Below are 19,156 nucleotides of genomic sequence, written 5' to 3' on the forward strand. Positions count from 1 at the left end.
GGCACAAATGATCATGCTGGCGGACTGGCATCCTGATATTTGCGAATTTATCATTTCGAAAATGCAAAATCCGAGGATTTTACGTTATCTTCTCGAACATACAGAAGATGAAATGATCAAGAAGCTTGCAAATGAAAAGCTGAAATTCAAGCCGCTTACTGCACAAGAGGAAGCGATGTACCAAGGAATCCTCAACTATCGGACAATCCCTGGTATGGGCGGTTTCAACGAAGCGATCTTAAAAGACGCGGAGACTAAATTGCGTGACGGTGGAACATATTCTGTACACAATCCAGAGTTCCTGACTGGTGCGAATATTTCCGTCACATTGACAGATGACTTCATGAAAGCAGTAGAGCAGGACGCTGATTATGAGCTTCGTTTCCCTGCAGTTGAAAATTATTCACCTGAGGAAATGGCGACGTACAATAAGGAATGGCATAAGGTCGGAGATGTACGTGAATGGGAGCGTCTTGGATATGAAGTTCGTGTTTACCGGACAATCAAAGCACGCGCATTGTGGGATCTAATTAACATTTGCGCAACGTATTCCGCGGAGCCTGGTATTTTCTTTATCGATAATGCAAACAACGAAACAAACGCTAAAGCATACGGCCAGCAAGTCGTAGCAACAAACCCGTGTGGAGAGCAACCACTTGCTCCTTATAGTGTCTGTAATTTAGCTGCTGTAAACCTTGCTGAATTTGCGGATAAAGAAACAAAAACGGTAAACTATGAAAAATTGATGGAAACCGTACGTGTAGGTGTTCGTATGCAGGACAACGTCATCGACGCGACACCTTATTTCCTTGAAGAAAATAAAGTACAAGCCCTTGGTGAACGCCGTGTAGGACTTGGCGTCATGGGTCTTGCTGATCTTCTCATCTATTGTGAAAAAGAGTACGGATCAGAAGAAGGCAACGAACTCGTCGACAAAGTGTTTGAAACAATTGCGACAACGGCTTACCGCGAATCGATTGAACTTGCGAAAGAAAAAGGAAGCTTCCCGTTCCTTGTCGGCAAGACTGACGAAGAAACGAAAGCGCTCCGCGAAGCATTTATCAACACAGGATTCATGAAAAAAATGCCGGAAGATATCCGTGAATCAATTCTCGAACACGGAATTAGGAACTCCCATTTGTTGACAGTCGCACCAACGGGATCCACTGGAACGATGGTTGGAGTTTCTACAGGCCTTGAACCTTACTTCTCGTTTACGTATTACCGAAGTGGACGCCTCGGCAAATTCATCGAGGTAAAAGCTGGAATCGTAGAGGAATATTTACAACGTAACCCAGAAGCAGATCCGGACAATTTACCAAGCTGGTTCATTTCATCAATGAGCCTCGCACCAGAAGCGCATGCAGACGTACAATGCATCATCCAGCGCTGGATTGACAGCTCGATTTCTAAAACAGTAAACGCACCGCGCGGCTATACAGTCGAGCAGGTGGAAAGCGTCTACGAGCGTCTATACAAAGGCGGAGCGAAAGGCGGCACTGTGTATGTGGACGGCAGCCGTGACTCACAAGTGCTGACGTTAAAAGCCGAAGAAAATCAAATGGACTCTGATTATGTTGAAGAAGTTGTCGAACAACGAAAAGTTGTACTCGTAAATACGATTCAGGACTTGCGTTCGACTAACGTCACAATCGGTTCAGAAGTCGGCGATACATGCCCTGTATGTAGACAAGGGACCGTCGAGGAAATGGGCGGCTGCAACACATGCACGAACTGTAACGCACAATTGAAATGCGGTTTATAATAAAATAAGTCGACGAAATAAAACAGGTAAAGAAAAACAATTGTTTTTCTTTACCTGTTTTTTCTATTTTCTTATGATTTCACTAAGTTATTGTTTGAAATATTTGGTATAGTAAACGTGATAGTGATTTCATTCTTGTTCAAGAAGAACTATATCAATTTGATTTAATACACAGGGGGGATGTATGAAACAGGTTGGAATTGTCATGGGCATTATAGTAGTGGCTGTAGCGGTGTTTATAGTCGTAAATAAAACATACTATCCTTCTGTACTTTAAATAACTTTAAAGTACTCAGTAATAGAGGGTATTATTCGATGACGTCAAGCCAGAAGTGAGCCATTTTATTGTATGAAATGTTAAGGGTCAGGAGGTGGTCATGTTTATGAAAAAAATACTTAAAAAAGCATGTCCGATTATTTTTATGGTGTTCCTTTTGTTTGGATGCTCTACTAATCAAACAAACCTAGAAAAAGTAAAAGGTAATAATCTCACGTTTAGTGAGTATTTTCATTCATACGATGGGCTAAAAGAAAGGAAAAACAGTAAATTCTACAAACCTCTAGCGATGAATGAGGTGCAGTCTTCTTCTCTGCCTGATGAAATGAAAAAAGTTATACACCCAATCGATTTAGATAGCTTACCTTTTAGGGTCAAAGAGGGAAAAGTCTACTTCGTAACTTCTACGAACAATGAAGGAAAGGAGATAAGCCAAGTTCAAATCAGTTACATTGGTAAGAACGAGTACGGGAATACGGATGAGTTTTTTATCATTTCCATGACGGAGAGCGATCGAAATCCTTTGGAAGGTCATGATATTTCATACGAAATAGATTTGGTGGGAAATAAATTAATAAAAGGACGCTTGACGGAAGACTTGCCGATTTACCAGCAAGTGCGTACAACAAATAGTGCGCTGCTGTATAGATACTACGAATATAATGAAGCGGAAAAAAAGATAGGAGTTGTTGGAACAACTGCGGATGAATTTTACGCTTATTACAATGGTTACATTTATCACGCCGGCTATTTAATTGAAAAGGATAAAAATAATGAGGAGATGCAAGAGAAGATGCTGCAGCTTATCCGGGAATATATTTTGGAAAGTTCATCATGACCCATTTTAACAAACGGATGCATTTATTAAAAAACCATTTATCGGTAACGGGTTAGTTTGTTGATCGATGGAAGAAATAAAAGCGGGGTTTTCTCTTATTAGATTAAGAGGGATTCGTTGATTGGAGCGTAAGGCGGCGACTCCTGCGGGAACAGCACGAGCTGAAGACCCTGGACTGAGCGCAGCGAGGGAAGCGGCTGAAGCCGTGCCCGCGGAAAGCGTCCGCCTGTAGCGCAAATCAACATTTTTCATAGCGAAACCTAAATGTAAGGGTGACGTACAGATTGCGTCATCCCAACCAACATTTTATTTAAAACCTAAAAAAGGAAGTGCCACAACTATCGGGGCACTTCCTTTTATTAATTAACAGGAACTGTTGAATCTTGTACTTTTGTGTCGGTTGAGTTTAAAATATCGACATTTTCGATTCCTTGCTCTTCGATTTCGAGCAATTTATTGAAAGAGGCGATTGCCACTTCTACCTGATCGTCTTCAGGCTCTTTTGTCGTCAACAACTGAAGCCATAATCCGGGATACCCTAAATACTTCAACACCGGAATGTTACGCAAGCTGTTCGTAAACTGTAATACTTCAAAAGATATACCAATTACGACAGGAATCAATAGAATCCTGTTAACAACCCTAAACCACAAAGGTTCAGCTGGAACTAAGAAATAAATGAACATCCCAACAATGACGGTAAAGAGCAAGAAACTACTGCCGCATCTGTAATGCAAACGGGATTGAGCTTGGACATTTTCAACTGTCAGAGGAAGTCCATTTTCGAAAGCGTTAATCACCTTATGTTCAGCCCCATGGTATTTGAAAACACGTTTAATTATAGGAGTCATGGAAATTAAAGAAATGTACAACAACAATAATGAGAGTTTAAAAAAGCTTTCCAGTAAAATTTGGGCTGTTTTTCCAGGTGCCATAAATTCAAGCATTTGCGCTAAAAACACCGGAACTAATGTAAACGCGAACTTACTGAACAAAAATGAGAGAACTCCGACTGCAGCGACACCGATGACCAGAGATAGCTTGGAAGATTCCTCACGATTCGCTTCCGCTTCTTCACCGGGCATGACGTCATAACGCTCATTTGCGAACGTCAAATGTCTCGATCCAATCCCTGCGGATTCGATTAAAGCGACAATCCCACGAACAAAAGGGATCTTTTTCAATTTCGAGGAGAGCGGCTTCTGCTCTTTAGGAACATAAAAATAATCAAGTGAATCATCTTTGCGCCGAATGGCGGTCACTGTATGATTTCTACTGCCGAACATAACGCCTTCAATGAGCGCTTGCCCACCATATGCCGGCCGTTGCTGTTTTTTAGACATGGATTACCAACACCTTCTCTTATTCAAATGAAAAACAAATATTGATTAATGAGTTACTCAATATTAGTATAGCAAATAACTTATCATACTATTGTACAAAAAATTAGCTGTTGTCTCCACCATTAAGGTTTAAAAAAGAACCTATTTTCCGACACTCATCATAAGGAGGGTTCGAGATGTTCAATAAAACAATGGTATGGACGACGATTATCGCAGCGTTATTCACAACAGGCGCATTAAAGTTTCTTCAATTTTTCAATTTCATCAAATGGTCACCTGTCGGATGGGGGAAAAAGTGGCTATTGTTCGGTTCGTCAGACGAGGGATGGAAGTGGGCGATCTTATTCATTATCCTCTTCATTGTGTTCGGACTATTTTATGCACTGTCGAGAGCTACTGCAAATATACCACCAGCAATTACTGCGATTACTGTTAGCATTATTGCAGCAATTGCCATTGAGTGGATTATCTACTCGCCACAGACGTTTCCGGAAGGTGTCAAGAAGTTGTCTATTCCGTTCTTTTCGATCATAGCAATCGTGAGCAGGTTCATCGCGGGTACGGCGGTCTATATGAAGAATACTTTCGACTGACGAATAAAATAGGTTGCGCCATTGGAACGATATGATAAAATAGGGAAGAAAATGGTGAGGGGAATGGTATAGCTGTGAGACTGCTTGTTCTGAATGGACCTAATTTGAATCGGCTAGGCAAAAGGGAGCCTGGGATTTATGGTGCGGAAACGTTGACAGATGTTGAACAACACCTACAATCGATTGCTGAAAAGGAGCTCATTGACATCACTTTTTATCAATCAAATGTCGAGGGCGCATTGATCGATAAAATCCACGAAGCTGAAGATGCCGGATGTGATGGGATCATTTTCAATCCAGGAGCTTATACACATACGAGTATTGCATTACGGGATGCAATCGCTTCCGTCGATGTTCCGGTCATCGAAGTTCATATTTCGAATATACATAGTCGAGAGCCGTTCAGACACACTTCGATGCTCGCACCGGTGTGCATCGGTCAAATGTCCGGCTTTGGCATAAATGGTTATGAGCTTGCACTCCGAGCTTTCCTTCTCCGAAGAAAAGGGGTAAAGCTATGAAGTTGGCGAAATTGCGTGAAGCATTGAAAGAAAACGGTTTAGATGCGCTATTGGTGACGAATCCATATAACCGACGTTACATAACTGGATTTACAGGAAGTGCAGGTGTTGCAGTCATATCAGCTGACGACGCCGTATTCATCACCGATTTCAGGTACACGGAACAGGCGGCTGAGCAAGTACAGGGTTTTCGTATCGTCAAACATGAAAAAACGATCATTGATGAAGTAGCCAAGCAAGTAGAGCAGATGAAAATCAAAACATTAGGCTTCGAAAAAGATTATGTTTCATTTGGCACATACGAATACTATAATGAGAAAGTTGATGCGGAATTAAAAGCGGTATCCGGCATCGTTGAAAAACTTCGTACGGTAAAGTCAGCCGATGAAATCGAAATCTTGAAGCAAGCAGCAAAAATTGCAGATGATGCCTTTACACATATTTGCACGTTCATCAAACCTGGCGTAACTGAACTTGAAGTATCAAACGAACTTGAAATGTTCATGAGAAAACAAGGTGCAACTTCATCTTCATTTGATACGATTGTTGCCTCAGGAGAACGCGGTGCATTGCCGCATGGCGTCGCATCGGACAAAGTGATCCAATCCGGTGAACTTGTCACTTTGGATTTCGGAGCGCTTTACAATGGATATATTTCAGACATCACCCGGACGGTCGCGATAGGTGAGCCTTCCGAAAAAATGAAAGAAATCTATGAAGTGACCCTTGCAGCGCAAGAACTGGCTTTAGAAAAGATTAAACCGGGTATGACAGGTATAGAAGCGGATGCGATCGCTAGAGACTACATTAAGTCAAAAGGATACGGGGATGCTTTCGGACACTCGACGGGCCACGGCATCGGATTGGAAGTGCATGAAGGGCCGGCATTGTCATTCCGTTCCGAAACGGTTCTCGTACCGAATATGACCGTAACTGTCGAACCCGGCATCTACCTACCTGGAATTGGCGGTGTCCGTATTGAGGATGATATACTTATCACTGAGGACGGCAATGTCCGTTTGACGCATTCAACTAAAGAACTAATCATCCTATAACGAACATAATGGAGGAAATAGTATGATTTCTGTAAACGAATTTAAGACAGGGTTAACAATTGAATTTGAAGGGGACATTTGGCGCGTCATTGATTTCCAACACGTTAAACCTGGAAAAGGTGCAGCATTCGTCCGATCAAAACTACGTAATTTACGTACAGGTAATGTGAATGAGAAAACATTCCGTGCTGGTGAGAAAGTTGAAAAGGCACAAATTGATAACCGTCGTATGCAATACTTGTATGCAAACGGTGATGACCATGTTTTCATGGACAATGAATCATATGAGCAAATTGAGTTGCCTTCAGCACAAATTGAAGAAGAATTGAATTACTTGAGGGAGAATATGGAAGTTCACGTTGTTTCATTTAAAGATGAAATTCTAGGCGTTGAACTACCTGTAACTGTTACACTTGAAGTAACTGAAACTGAACCTGGCATTAAAGGCGACACGGCAAGTGGTGGTTCAAAACCGGCTACATTGGAAACCGGTCTTGTCGTCCAAGTACCATTCTTCGTCAACGTTGGCGATAAATTAATCATCAATACTGAAGAAGGGGAATACGTTTCAAGAGCGTAATTCTCCAAAAAAACACTCCGACACCTTTATAGGTAATCGGAGTGTTTTTTCTGTGGCGGAAATCTATTTTCCTTGGAAACTACATCATATTTCCCTTCAGCCTTTCATAAGTTGTTCATGAAGGGGGAACCCGAAATGGAATTGAATGATTTATTACGTATTGCCGGCATTGGATTGGTTATTGGCTTTCTTCATGTCTTCTTTGAACAAACCGGTAAGAAGGAGTTCTCTTTTTTTCTTTTCTTTGTAGCCTACATTTATATAGCCGCCGAAATGCTCCGCTTCCTTAGGATTTTCTTTTCGGAAATTGCCGAGTTCTTTCAATGGCTCTCTTTAGCATTCTAATGGTTACGCTTTTCCAACTAGTCGTCATTTATCTCCTTCTTCTTATCGTGTCTTTCGCTTCCAAGAGTTTGCAGCCAATCATTTATGCAGCTATTTTCTTTTTCTTTCTGTCGTACGTCGGTATCACAATCCTCATACCTTTCGGAAAAACTTTCTTACAATTATTTGAGCCGATGCCAGGCCCCTATGCAAAGCTTTTGATCGGAAGCGTCTTTTTGTTTTATTTCTCTGAATTAATTGCAAAACATGTGGCCGAAGCGGGATATGAATCGATTGCAAAAATTGCGCATTTGGCTGTTAAAATTGCCATTCTATCACTTTGGCTCCCACAGTTATCGACGCTGCTTGACACGCTCTCCAAATTTATCATTAAATGATCGGATGAAAAATCCATGATGCCTATGCTCCAATCCGTAATCGGGACAGTCCTATCAAGTTTCATTATTGTCATTATCTCAACTTTCATGGCATTACTACTTGATTTTCTTTTTCCTTCATTCCGCAGATGGACGAGAACTTTCTTGTTTTTCATCGTACTTACCGTCGTCCTTTTCCCTGCATATGAACATTTGCAAATAATTCGATCGATTACGCAAACGATCGCAACGATGTTCATTTCTATTTATCCGTTGTTGACCGCTAGTATTTTAGCTTCCGGAGGTTCATTTACTATGCTGAACTTCCAGCCTGCCATGCTGTTGTTTGCAAACGGGGCGGTGATCCTCTCGGATAAAATCCTTATTCCGCTACTGTCTGCGGCCATGCTGTTTGACATCGTTTCAAGATTCCATCCGGCAATTCCATTCACGAAGATGGCGGACTTGCTCAGGAGTACCTTGCTTGGACTTGTTTCAGCTCTAGTCGCCGCATATTCTATTTTCATTACTGCAAGCGGCACAATTTCATGGGCATTGACAGGTGTAACGAGTGAGCCGATCAAAGAGTTGATCCGTCAAAACGTTCCTCTAATCGGTTCTTTCATGACGGATAGTTTAGGTGCAATCGGGCGTTATTCATCAGGTGCAAGCGTTTTTATTGGAGCATGGCTAATTTTTACGATATGGTCGGTAGCTTTAATGCCGACGTTAAAGACGCTATTGACCGGATTTCTATACCGATGGACAGCTGCGCTTATCGAACCATTCGCGGACGAAGATATAACAGGAATACTCGATGATATCGGGAAAACGTTATTCGTCCTTTGTGCAGTCTCATTTCTCGTCGCATTTGCATTCATTTATACGGCACTGTTTACTGTCATCCTTGTTAAATTGATAACTGCAGTGAAATGAGGGATGGCGTGCTGGAGTTTTTGACTGGCGTATTATTCATCACTGTATTGTCCTCCGTTTTATTATTATTGCTGCCTGAGGAGAGGGAGAAGGAGTTTCTTCCACTTATAAAAATAGCGATGGGAATTTGGATCATTCATTCCATCATGAGAATTTTTGGTCATAGCCTCTTCTGAACAAGCATACTATGCAACATAGATAACACGAACCATATCCGGCTTGAAGGGATGAAATGGTGATCATATGCAAAAATCTAAACGAAATATTCATATGCTCTTCATCGGGACGCTGCTCGCGATCTTCGTTATTTTCATCAATTCAACGATTGGTTCGATGGGAGGGGAGAAAGGGAAAGGGGAGGAGAGCCGGGAAGCAGCACAGCTTGAACAAGCATTAATGAAGATAGAAGGGATTGGGGAAGTGTTCATCCACTTCCATTACGATCGAACAGAAGAGCCAAGCCCATTATCCGGTTATTTTTCGGGCTCCGGATCCTCATCAGCAAAGAAGAATCCGCTCCAAGGAGTTTTAGTCGTTGCGGAAGGAGCGGACAATCCTAGAACGAAAAACGAATTAACTCGAATCTTGTCGACGGTCCTTCAATTGCCTGAACATCGTATAGTCGTCGAAGAAATGAAAAGGGGGATACATGTTGAAAGCGAATAAACGAACAGTATGGTTCTTAACTTTACTAAGTCTTGTAGCGGTCATCTCAATCTACTATTGGAAAAATGAAGCTCCGATGGATTTAGATGGAATGGCAATTTTTGGAGATAATGATGCAGTAACCGTTTCAAAACCAGGAGAAGCTGAAGGCGAAACGAAAACCGTCTATGCAGACTCGATGTTATTCGAAGAAATGAGAATGGAAGTCCAAAATGAAAGAAGCCATTTGAAGGCTCAATTGACGGACAAAATGCTTTCAGCGGATTTGACGGCTGAAGAAAGAAGTGCAGCGTACGATGAGATGGAAGAATTAATCAAACGCACTTCCGCTGAAACATTAATGGAAATTCAAATAAAAGCGTTAGGATATCCGGAAGCGTTTGTGCGAAAGGATGACGGCAAAGTGACCGTGTCTGTAATATCTGAAGATGGCGGACACTCTACAAAAATGGCTGCGGAAATTACACAATATGTAATGACGAGTTGGGAAGATGCGCGTACTGTTCAAGTCGTCTTTATGGAATAACGTTTAAAAGAGGCCCTAAATGGGTCTTTTTCTTATTTATTTATAGTATTTCATAGTAAATCCAGTATATCTATTTCAATATGGGTGAAAAACGTCTAAAATAAGGAGGAGGTATATAAATAAAATTGAGTCAGGAGAATTGTTATGTTGAAAATCCAAGAAATCCGTGAAATCATTAAACTAATCGATCAATCATCCATTGAGAAATTTACATTTGAATCAGAAGGTACAAAAATCAAATTAGAAAAAGCGAACGGTGCTCAACAATACCCGGTTCAAGTTGAACAACGTAAAGAAGAGAACGTTCAGCAAGTTCAACCGACTGTCCAAGAGACAAGAAAAGAATCAGCAGAACAAGCACCTGCAGAACAAGAGAACAGAGAGCAAAAGGCAGATTCATCTACTGCTGAAAACGATCCATCGTTGCATAAAATTACATCTCCGATGGTTGGTACATTTTACAAGGCATCATCACCAGATGCGGATCCTTACGTACAAATAGGTGATTCCGTTAAAGCGGATTCAATCGTTTGCATTGTTGAAGCGATGAAGCTCTTTAATGAAATCGAAGCGGAAGTTGCTGGGGAAATCGTGGAGATCCTAGTGGAAGATGGTCAATTGGTCGAATATGGACAGCCTCTCTTCCTTGTTAAACAGAAGTGAGGGGGAATATGAAAATGAAAAAAGTGTTAATTGCAAACCGGGGTGAAATCGCGGTAAGGATTATCCGAGCATGCAAGGAATTGGATATTCAAACAGTTGCCGTTTATTCGGAAGCGGACCGAGAAGCGCTGCATGTCGAACTTGCTGATGAAGCGTATTGCATCGGCCCGAAGCTTTCGAAAGACAGCTACTTGAATTTCTCTAACATTATAAGCATCGCCAAAATGACAGGTTGTGACGGAATTCATCCAGGTTATGGATTCCTAGCTGAAAATGCAAGCTTTGCAGAACTTTGTGAAGAAGTGAATATTGAATTTATCGGTCCAACTGCGGATGCAATTTCTAGAATGGGAACAAAAGACGTAGCGAGGGAAACGATGAAACAAGCAGGCGTTCCAATTGTCCCTGGATCGAATGGTATTGTCGCCGATGAAGTTGAAGGACTGAAAGTGGCGAAAGAAATCGGTTTTCCGGTCATCATCAAAGCGACAGCTGGCGGAGGCGGTAAAGGCATCCGGGTTGCTAGAAATGAAGATGAACTGACGAATGGCATTAAAATCACACAGAAGGAAGCAGCCGCAGCGTTCGGTAATCCAGGCGTATATCTTGAAAGGTATATTGAAGAGTTCCGACACGTTGAAGTACAAGTGCTTGCAGATAAGCATGGCAACACAATCCATCTAGGAGAGCGTGATTGCTCCATTCAAAGAAGAATGCAAAAGCTTGTCGAGGAAGCTCCTTCACCTGCCATTACTCCGAAAATGCGCGAGAAAATGGGGGACGCTGCTGTCAAAGCAGCTGAAGCCGTAAACTATCGAGGGGCCGGGACTGTCGAGTTTATTTACGATCATATTAACGATGAATTTTATTTCATGGAAATGAACACCCGCATACAAGTTGAACATACGATAACTGAGATGATTACCGGAATTGACCTCGTTCAACAGCAGTTGAAAGTGGCTGCAGGTGAAAAACTTTCATTCCGTCAAAAAGATATTAAAATTAACGGTTGGTCAATCGAATGTCGAATCAATGCAGAAAACCCATCTAAAAACTTCATGCCTTCACCTGGAAAAGTAACAATGTATATGCCGCCAGGCGGTTTTGGAGTTAGGGTCGATTCGGCGATGTATACAGGGTATACAATCCCGCCATTCTACGATTCCATGGTGGCAAAACTAATTGTCCATGCTGATACACGTGAGGAAGCGGTCGCAAGAATGAAGCGTGCGCTCGATGAGTTCATTATTGAAGGGGTCGATACGACAATACCTTTCCATCTAAATTTGATGGACCACGAAGTGTTCAAATCAGGAGATTTTGATACGAAGTTCCTAGATAAGTATTCAGTTATGGAGTAAGTGACCTATCGGGCAAACGCTTTTAGCAAGGTTGAATAATCGAGTCTAAGAGAAATGCATAGGAGAGGGAGGAGAAGTGGAATGGCTGAAAAGGCAAATCCTTCATTTGCAGGAAAGAGTTCAAAGGGAGACGAGGTTTTAGGACGCGTTCAACTGGCTCCTGAAGTACTTGAAGTCATTATTGGTATCGCAACGAACGAAGTAGACGGCGTCGTAACGACGAAAGGTAACTTTGCAACCGGAGTTGCAGAGAAGTTTGGAAAAGTGTTTCATGGAAAAGGGGTCAAGACGGATTGGACCGGTGATAAGCTTGTCATCGATGTATACTGCGTCGTCCAATACGGCCACTCGATCCCTTCTGTGGCGAAGGAGATCCAAACGCAGATCCGTCACGCTGTCTATCATATGACTTCGCTTGAAACGGAAGAAGTGAATGTCCATATAACCGGCATCGATTTTGATACGTCCGTGGAAACAGAATGATCTGAAAAGCATCGTCCGTTGGATGGTGCTTTTCAACTTGTCCTGCTATATCTTCGTCAACCGAATATGCTATGATAAAGCCCAAGAGACACAGTAGTGGAGGAGACTAACGAATGAAACGAAGAGAAGCACGCGAAAAGGCGATTCAAACGCTTTTTCAATTGGATAATACGGATATGTCGATTGAAGAAGCAATTCCCTATATAATGGAGCGGCCAATTAATCCATTCTATGAATCGCTCGTCAAAGGAACAACTAAACATCGCGACGAAGTGGACGAGCAACTTTCAGGAAAGCTTGAAAATTGGTCGTTAGACAGATTGCCGAAAATCGAAAGAACGATCCTAAGAATGGCAGTTTATGAGCTGTTATATCATGATGATGTACCCCATAAGGTCATATTAAACGAAGCTGTTGAGCTTTGTAAGCAATTTGGCGATGAAAAATCGGGCCGTTTCGTTAACGGCGTACTCTCAAAATTCGAAGAAAACTAAAACGATGGAGGAAACTCGTATGACTGCAAAATTGATAAATGGTGTTGAAATCGGCAAAGAGCTAAGAAGTGAAATTAAAAATGGGGTAGACATTCTGGGAACATCTGGTTGCAAACCAGGCCTTGCAGTTATTCTTGTTGGAGAAGATCCCGCATCCCAGACTTATGTGAAAAATAAAGAAAAGTCCAGTGTGGAAGTCGGCATGAAATCAGAGCTAATCAGATTGCCCGCAACGGTGACTGAACAAGAATTGTTAGCTCATGTAGAGAAGTTAAATAATGACGACTCAATCCACGGCATTTTAGTCCAACTCCCTTTGCCGGATCATATCAATGAAGATCTTGTTATTCAATCGATTGACCCTCGTAAGGATGTTGACGGATTCCATCCTGAAAACGTAGGTAAAATGATGATTGGACAAGAAACATTCCTACCTTGTACGCCACATGGCATTATGGAAATGCTGGAGCGTACGGGCGTAGAAATTGCAGGAAAACATGCTGTCGTTATAGGAAGAAGCAACATCGTTGGAAAACCAATCGGCCAATTGCTTCTTCAAAAAAATGCCACAGTTACATATTGTCATTCAAGAACGAAGGACCTTCCTTCATTCACGAAGCAGGCGGATATTTTAATTGTTGCCATCGGCCGCGCGAAATTCGTAACGGACGAACATATTAAAGACGGTGCAGTTGTTATAGACGTCGGTATGAACCGTGATGAGAATGGAAAATTATGTGGCGACGTTGATTTTGAGAAAGCGAAGAAAATCGCTTCCGCTATTACACCTGTCCCTGGCGGTGTTGGTCCGATGACGATTACGATGTTATTAAAGAATACATTGCAAAGTGCCGAAATGGCATGCCGAGAAGACAATCGTAAATGACGAGTTAAGTCAGACTATTCTTTTACTAGACGACTATAGAAGTAGAGCAGCGCTGTTTTTCAGAGGAAAGACAGCGTTTCTATACGTCGGAAACTCCGGAGGTGAGTTTTTTGAGTGAAAAACATCTATCCGTGCATTCATTAACAAAATACATAAAACGCAAATTCGAAGCCGATCCATACTTAAGAAAAGTATTTGTGAAAGGTGAACTTTCCAATGTGAAAATTCACCCAAGTGGGCATATTTACTTCACGCTGAAGGATGATAAAAGTAGGATACAGTCAGCTATGTTCCGTTCCGCAGCAGCATCTTTACAGTTTAAGCCAGAAGAAGGGATGAATGTCCTAATTACTGGCGATGTGAATGTTTACGAATCGAGCGGTCAATACCAGCTTTATGTCCAATCAATGCAACCGGACGGCGTCGGAGCATTATATCTTGCTTTTGAACAATTGAAAAATACGCTTGCAAAAGAAGGGCTATTCGATACACGTTGGAAACAACGTTTGCCAGCTTTACCAAATAAAATCGGCGTCATTACAGCTCAGTCCGGCGCTGCGATCCGGGACATCTGTTCCACATTGCAACGTCGGTATCCATTAGCCGAAATCCTCCTATTTCCGGCAATCGTTCAAGGTCCACAGGCCGCGCCATCCATCGTTCGGGCATTGGAACTTGCGGAATCATATGGTTCAATCGATGTAGTAATAGTAGGACGTGGTGGCGGGTCTATAGAAGATCTTTGGGCTTTTAATGAGGAGGCAGTTGCAAGAGCGATTTTTTCTTGTCGTATTCCAATTATTAGCGCTGTTGGACACGAAACGGATACGACAATTGCCGATTTCGTAGCAGATATGAGAGCACCGACGCCAACAGCCGCCGCTGAACTTGCAGTCCCTTCTAGAGAAGAGTTAGTCGACAGAATATTAGAGCGGAAACGTTCAATATATATTGCTTTTTCGAATCAAATTAAACATGAACGTAAGCGACTGACGACATATCAGCAATCCTATCCGTTACAATTCCCTGAAAGGTTATATCGTCCATTCACCGAAAAACTGAGCGGGCTAGATGATCGGCTTCTTAGAAGCAAGATTGAAATAACCGCAAACAGGAAGGCAGAACATGACCGATTGAACCGAATGCTTTCATTTTATTCCCCGCTTCAGCGGGTAAAAGAAGAAAATCGAACCCTATCGATATTGACTGAAAGAATGACAAGGACAATGCAAAATGAATTGAAAAATAGGGCGGATACATTTGGATCTACAATCAGAACATTGAAAGCGCTCAATCCGCTAAATGTTATGGAACGAGGATTTTCAATTACGTATAAAGACGGAAATGTATCCAATTCTGTTGTCGGTCTTACTGTTGGCGATACATTACACGTTAGATTAAAAGATGGAACTGTAGAGACTGAGGTCAAGTCAATTACGATGAAGGATGAGGAGGAAACGAAATGAGCGAGGAAACTCTACGATTTGAAGAAGCGATGTCGAAGTTGGAAGACATTGTTCAAAAATTGGAATCGGGTGATGTTCCATTAGAGGATGCCATCACATTATACAAGCAAGGAATGGAGCTTTCCGCATATTGCCACGGAAAATTACAACATGCGGAAAAACAGTTAATTTCAATTATAGATGAAAATGGGCAATCGACTCCGTTCGATCCATCTAAAGGTCGGGATTCAAATGGATAAACAATTACAGACGTTCATTTCAGAAAAAGTGCCATTGATCGATGCAGAATTGAATCGATTGATCGAGTTAGAAAAAGCTCCCTCATCCTTGAAAGAATCCATGCTTTATTCAGTGAATGCAGGTGGAAAGCGAATCCGTCCACTTCTCGTCTTGGCAGTCCTTGCTGATTTCGGAAAAATGTCCGATGATGCGCTTAAAGTGGCATGTGCAGCTGAGCTCATCCATACATACTCTCTCATCCATGATGACTTACCTTGTATGGACGATGATGATTTCAGGAGAGGGAAACCTACAAATCATAAAGTGTATGGGGAAGCCGCAGCAGTTCTTGCAGGTGATGCATTGCAAACAAGGGCATTTGGGATTTTAGCTTCGTTGGAACATACAAACCCAGAGCAGATTATTAAACTGGTCGCTCTTTTGGCAGATGCTTCGGGTGCGAATGGTATGGTCGGAGGCCAGATACTTGACATGGAAGGGGAAACAGCAGCGCTCTCCCTTCAGGAGCTTGAAGAAGTACATATGCATAAGACTGGAGCTTTATTATCATTCTGTATTGAAGCAGGCGCTATCCTTTCTGATGCAGGCGATGACGAGTTACAGATGCTTCGCCAATACGCGAAGAACATAGGACTAGCATTCCAAATAAAAGACGATATTTTGGACGTAACGTCAACGACCGAACAATTAGGTAAACCTGCAAATAGTGATGCTACTAGCGATAAGTCAACGTATCCTTCTCTGTTAGGTCTTGAAGGTGCACAGCGACAGCTGGATAACTATTATCATGATGCAATCGAGAGTCTCGCTTTTCTAAAGAAGGAAAACTCCATGTTGAAACTTTTTGCTGATTATATCGTTCAAAGAAACACATGATATACATTAAGTTTATAACGCCCGTTGACCGGATAATGGTCCAATAGTTCCTATTGTAGAACCTTCTTGTTATAATGAAAACATTACTAAGACTTACTCGGCAATCAATTTATGAAGGTGTGTGATAGAAGTGGATCTTACTCAAATTACGAATCCGTCTTTTCTAAAAAGACTTGATAAAAAACAGATGACGGATTTGGCAGAAGAAATCCGGGAATTTCTCATCGAAAATTTATCTGTTACAGGCGGTCATATCGGACCGAACTTGGGTGTTGTCGAATTGACGATCGCCTTGCATAAACTTTTCGACAGCCCAAAAGATAAAATTATTTGGGACGTCGGGCATCAAGCATACGTGCATAAAATATTGACAGGACGAGCCGGTCAATTTAACACGCTTCGCCAGTACAAAGGCTTAAGCGGTTTCCCGAAAATGTCAGAGAGTGAGCACGACGTATGGGAGACGGGTCACAGTTCCACGTCCCTGTCGGCTGCTTTAGGTATGGCGGCTGCAAGAGATATGCAAGGTGATTCTAACTATGTCATTCCAGTCATTGGCGATGGAGCATTGACAGGAGGCATGGCACTAGAGGCGTTGAATCATATCGGTCACTTGAAAACGAATATGATTGTTATCTTAAACGACAACGAAATGTCGATTGCCCCGAACGTTGGTGCGCTTCACGACATTCTAGGCAAACTAAGGACTGCAGGAAAATACAATAGCGTAAAAGATGAATTGGAATATATACTGAAAAAAATCCCTGCAGTCGGTGGGAAAGTAGCAGCTGCAGCTGAACGAGTGAAAGATAGCCTGAAATATCTTGTCGTTTCTGGCGTGTTTTTCGAAGAGCTCGGGTTTACTTATTTAGGGCCGATTGATGGTCACGATTTTAATGATTTAGAGAGAAATCTCCGGTATGCGAAAAAGGTGGAGGGGCCTGTCCTTCTTCATGTATTGACGAAAAAAGGAAAAGGTTATACACCGGCAGAAAATGATAAAATCGGCACTTGGCATGGTACGGGTCCTTATAAGATTGAAACCGGGGATTTCGTCAAATCACCGACATCTGCACCGTCTTGGAGTGGATTAGTTGCTGAAACTGTTAGGGGAATTGCGAGAGAAGACAAACGTATTGCAGCTATTACACCAGCAATGCCGGTTGGTTCAAAACTGGAGTCCTTTGCCGCAGAATTCCCAGACCGATTTTTTGACGTAGGAATTGCGGAACAGCATGCAACAACAATGGCTGCAGGTTTAGCTACACAAGGGATGAAACCGTTTTTAGCGATTTACTCGACATTCTTGCAACGAGCATACGATCAAATGCTTCATGATATTACTAGGCAGAAGTTGAATGTGTTCATTGGTATCGATCGTGCAGGGCTTGTTGGAGCGGATGGAGAAACCCATCATGGTGTATATGATATTTCGTTTTTACGGCATATGCCGAATCTCGTCATTATGATGCCGAAAGATGAAAATGAAGGACAACATATGGTATACACAGCATTGGAATACAATGATGGACCTATTGCGATGAGATATCCGAGAGGAAATGGTCTTGGTGTAGTGATGGATGAAAAATTGAAAACGATTCCTATCGGATCATGGGAAGTATTACGAGAAGGTACGGACGGTTCTATTTTAACGTTTGGAACGACCATTCCAATGGCTCTAGAAGCTGCTGAAACGCTTGCGAAAAAAGGCATTCATGTAAAAGTGGTCAATGCCAGGTTCATTAAACCTATGGATACAGTGATGCTCGATCAGCTTTTCAGAACAGGCAAACCGATAGTCACGATTGAAGAGGCTGCGTTAGCTGGTGGATTTGGAAGTGGTGTCATTGAATATGCACATGATGTATCTTTAAATGTTTCCATTAGTCGTATTGGTATTCCGGATGATTTCATCGAGCATGGTAGTGTCGACAAATTGCTTGAGGAAATCGATTTGACTGCGGAGAATGTTGTGAGGACAATGGAACGTGCAGTCAAAGGTTCTCCTCGTCTAGAAAGGGATATTATTGTATGACGAATAGTCAACGAAAAGAGCGAGTCGATGTTCTTCTTGTACAGAGGGGGCTCGTGGAAACTAGGGAGCAGGCAAAGCGTTCCATCATGGCTGGCATCGTATTTTCAGCTGAAACAAGAATGGATAAGCCTGGTGAAAAAATACGGACAGACGCTCCCTTGGAAGTTAAAGGTACTACTTTGAAATACGTAAGTCGTGGCGGTTTAAAGCTGGAAAAAGCTCTTGAAGTGTTTGACGTTTCTGTTGAAGAGAAAATTGTGTTAGATATCGGATCTTCAACGGGTGGCTTTACGGATTGTGCTTTGCAAAATGGAGCAAAACATTGCTACGCGCTCGATGTCGGAACAAATCAGCTTGCCTGGAAAATCCGGAATGATGAGAGAGTTACCGTAATGGAAAAAACAAACTTCCGGCATTCGGTTCCTGAACACTTCGTGAATGGGACTCCTCAAGTAGCCACAATTGACGTATCGTTCATATCGCTTACACTCATACTGCCCCCGCTAAAGCAAATAATTGCGCTTAGTGGAGACGTAGTGGCACTTGTTAAACCGCAATTCGAAGCCGGAAAAGATAAAGTAGGGAAAAAAGGGGTTGTCAAGGAAAGGGCTACTCATTTGGAAGTATTGAAAAAGATTGCAGAAGCTTCCAAGCTAAACGGATTTTCATTACGTGGTATTTCCTATTCTCCGGTAACAGGCGGGGAAGGGAATATTGAGTTTCTATTCCATTTACAATCAGAAGACGAACCAGTTAACCCTTACGAGGAGTCGGATTTCAATTTACTAATCACTGAGGCGTATGAAGCATTGACGTGATTCCTAAAGAAAGGTGTGAATAATAATCATGGG

21 protein-coding genes and 1 pseudogene are annotated in these 19,156 nt (G+C 42.1%); 21 read left to right on the forward strand and 1 reads right to left on the reverse strand.

What is annotated here, in order from left to right; genetic code table 11:
- Position 1 precedes the first annotated feature (1 nt).
- Together QM454_RS12845 and QM454_RS12850 are read left to right on the forward strand one after the other, a co-directional pair.
- Positions 2-1,765, forward strand: a pseudogene (locus tag QM454_RS12845) (vitamin B12-dependent ribonucleotide reductase); the annotation flags it as partial.
- Between the two features lie 383 nt (positions 1,766-2,148).
- Positions 2,149-2,880: a hypothetical protein gene (locus QM454_RS12850; protein WP_432358633.1), complete on the forward strand. Its 732-nt coding sequence runs from the start codon at positions 2,149-2,151 to the stop codon at positions 2,878-2,880.
- 359 nt (positions 2,881-3,239) lie between these two features.
- Here the strand turns inward: QM454_RS12850 and QM454_RS12855 are convergent, their stop codons facing one another.
- The gene (locus QM454_RS12855; protein WP_432358635.1) at positions 3,240-4,223 is read right to left on the reverse strand and encodes a DUF1385 domain-containing protein; all 984 of its coding nucleotides are present in this window, start codon (positions 4,221-4,223) and stop codon (positions 3,240-3,242) included.
- Positions 4,224-4,399: 176 nt separating this feature from the next.
- Here QM454_RS12855 and QM454_RS12860 point away from each other — a divergent pair, with 176 nt between their 5' ends.
- The 19 genes from QM454_RS12860 (at position 4,400) to QM454_RS12950 (ending at position 19,123) form a co-directional block, all read left to right on the forward strand.
- Positions 4,400-4,816, forward strand: coding sequence for a hypothetical protein (locus QM454_RS12860; RefSeq protein ID WP_432358637.1), 417 nt, complete (start codon positions 4,400-4,402; stop codon positions 4,814-4,816).
- Between the two features lie 74 nt (positions 4,817-4,890).
- Positions 4,891-5,337: a type II 3-dehydroquinate dehydratase gene (aroQ, locus tag QM454_RS12865; RefSeq protein ID WP_432358638.1), complete on the forward strand. Its 447-nt coding sequence runs from the start codon at positions 4,891-4,893 to the stop codon at positions 5,335-5,337.
- Positions 5,334-6,392 (forward strand): M24 family metallopeptidase, encoded by a 1,059-nt coding sequence (locus QM454_RS12870; RefSeq protein WP_432358640.1) that lies wholly within the window; start codon positions 5,334-5,336, stop codon positions 6,390-6,392. The genes aroQ and QM454_RS12870 overlap by 4 nt, the downstream gene beginning before the upstream one ends.
- Before the next feature lie 22 nt (positions 6,393-6,414).
- Positions 6,415-6,972, forward strand: a complete 558-nt coding sequence (gene efp, locus QM454_RS12875) for an elongation factor P (protein WP_432358642.1) — start codon at positions 6,415-6,417, stop codon at positions 6,970-6,972.
- A 135-nt stretch (positions 6,973-7,107) separates the two neighbouring features.
- Positions 7,108-7,317, forward strand: a complete 210-nt coding sequence (locus QM454_RS12880; protein WP_060209461.1) for a SpoIIIAC/SpoIIIAD family protein — start codon at positions 7,108-7,110, stop codon at positions 7,315-7,317.
- The gene (locus QM454_RS12885) at positions 7,296-7,694 is read left to right on the forward strand and encodes a SpoIIIAC/SpoIIIAD family protein (protein ID WP_432358644.1); all 399 of its coding nucleotides are present in this window, start codon (positions 7,296-7,298) and stop codon (positions 7,692-7,694) included. Before QM454_RS12880 ends, QM454_RS12885 begins: the two co-directional genes overlap by 22 nt.
- A gap of 15 nt (positions 7,695-7,709) precedes the next feature.
- Complete coding sequence (locus QM454_RS12890; protein WP_432358646.1) at positions 7,710-8,609, forward strand: stage III sporulation protein AE; 900 nt, start codon at positions 7,710-7,712, stop codon at positions 8,607-8,609.
- A 243-nt stretch (positions 8,610-8,852) separates the two neighbouring features.
- Positions 8,853-9,275, forward strand: coding sequence for a hypothetical protein (locus QM454_RS12895; protein ID WP_432358648.1), 423 nt, complete (start codon positions 8,853-8,855; stop codon positions 9,273-9,275).
- Positions 9,262-9,801 (forward strand): SpoIIIAH-like family protein, encoded by a 540-nt coding sequence (locus tag QM454_RS12900; protein WP_432358650.1) that lies wholly within the window; start codon positions 9,262-9,264, stop codon positions 9,799-9,801. The genes QM454_RS12895 and QM454_RS12900 overlap by 14 nt, the downstream gene beginning before the upstream one ends.
- A 144-nt stretch (positions 9,802-9,945) precedes the next feature.
- Entirely contained in the window at positions 9,946-10,464 is a 519-nt protein-coding gene (gene accB / locus QM454_RS12905) for an acetyl-CoA carboxylase biotin carboxyl carrier protein (RefSeq protein WP_432358652.1), read from the forward strand.
- 14 nt (positions 10,465-10,478) lie between these two features.
- A complete protein-coding gene (gene accC, locus QM454_RS12910; protein WP_432358654.1) occupies positions 10,479-11,825 on the forward strand; it encodes an acetyl-CoA carboxylase biotin carboxylase subunit in 1,347 nt (448 codons plus the stop codon).
- An 81-nt stretch (positions 11,826-11,906) separates the two neighbouring features.
- The gene (locus tag QM454_RS12915) at positions 11,907-12,308 is read left to right on the forward strand and encodes an Asp23/Gls24 family envelope stress response protein (RefSeq protein ID WP_432358656.1); all 402 of its coding nucleotides are present in this window, start codon (positions 11,907-11,909) and stop codon (positions 12,306-12,308) included.
- 113 nt (positions 12,309-12,421) lie between these two features.
- Positions 12,422-12,802, forward strand: a complete 381-nt coding sequence (nusB, locus tag QM454_RS12920; RefSeq protein ID WP_432358658.1) for a transcription antitermination factor NusB — start codon at positions 12,422-12,424, stop codon at positions 12,800-12,802.
- A 19-nt stretch (positions 12,803-12,821) separates the two neighbouring features.
- Positions 12,822-13,688, forward strand: coding sequence for a bifunctional methylenetetrahydrofolate dehydrogenase/methenyltetrahydrofolate cyclohydrolase FolD (gene folD, locus QM454_RS12925; RefSeq protein WP_432358660.1), 867 nt, complete (start codon positions 12,822-12,824; stop codon positions 13,686-13,688).
- A gap of 110 nt (positions 13,689-13,798) precedes the next feature.
- Positions 13,799-15,154: an exodeoxyribonuclease VII large subunit gene (gene xseA, locus QM454_RS12930; RefSeq protein WP_432358662.1), complete on the forward strand. Its 1,356-nt coding sequence runs from the start codon at positions 13,799-13,801 to the stop codon at positions 15,152-15,154.
- Entirely contained in the window at positions 15,151-15,393 is a 243-nt protein-coding gene (locus QM454_RS12935) for an exodeoxyribonuclease VII small subunit (RefSeq protein ID WP_432358664.1), read from the forward strand. The genes xseA and QM454_RS12935 overlap by 4 nt, the downstream gene beginning before the upstream one ends.
- Positions 15,386-16,270: a polyprenyl synthetase family protein gene (locus QM454_RS12940; protein ID WP_432358666.1), complete on the forward strand. Its 885-nt coding sequence runs from the start codon at positions 15,386-15,388 to the stop codon at positions 16,268-16,270. The genes QM454_RS12935 and QM454_RS12940 overlap by 8 nt, the downstream gene beginning before the upstream one ends.
- Before the next feature lie 130 nt (positions 16,271-16,400).
- A complete protein-coding gene (dxs, locus tag QM454_RS12945) occupies positions 16,401-18,305 on the forward strand; it encodes a 1-deoxy-D-xylulose-5-phosphate synthase (RefSeq protein ID WP_432358667.1) in 1,905 nt (634 codons plus the stop codon).
- On the forward strand, positions 18,302-19,123 hold the full coding sequence (locus QM454_RS12950) for a TlyA family RNA methyltransferase (RefSeq protein ID WP_432358669.1): 822 nt from the start codon (positions 18,302-18,304) through the stop codon (positions 19,121-19,123). Before dxs ends, QM454_RS12950 begins: the two co-directional genes overlap by 4 nt.
- Positions 19,124-19,156: the final 33 nt, after the last annotated feature.

The sequence above is a fragment of the Sporosarcina sp. UB5 genome (assembly GCF_050859005.1).
Taxonomy (GTDB): Bacteria; Bacillota; Bacilli; order Bacillales_A; family Planococcaceae; genus Sporosarcina.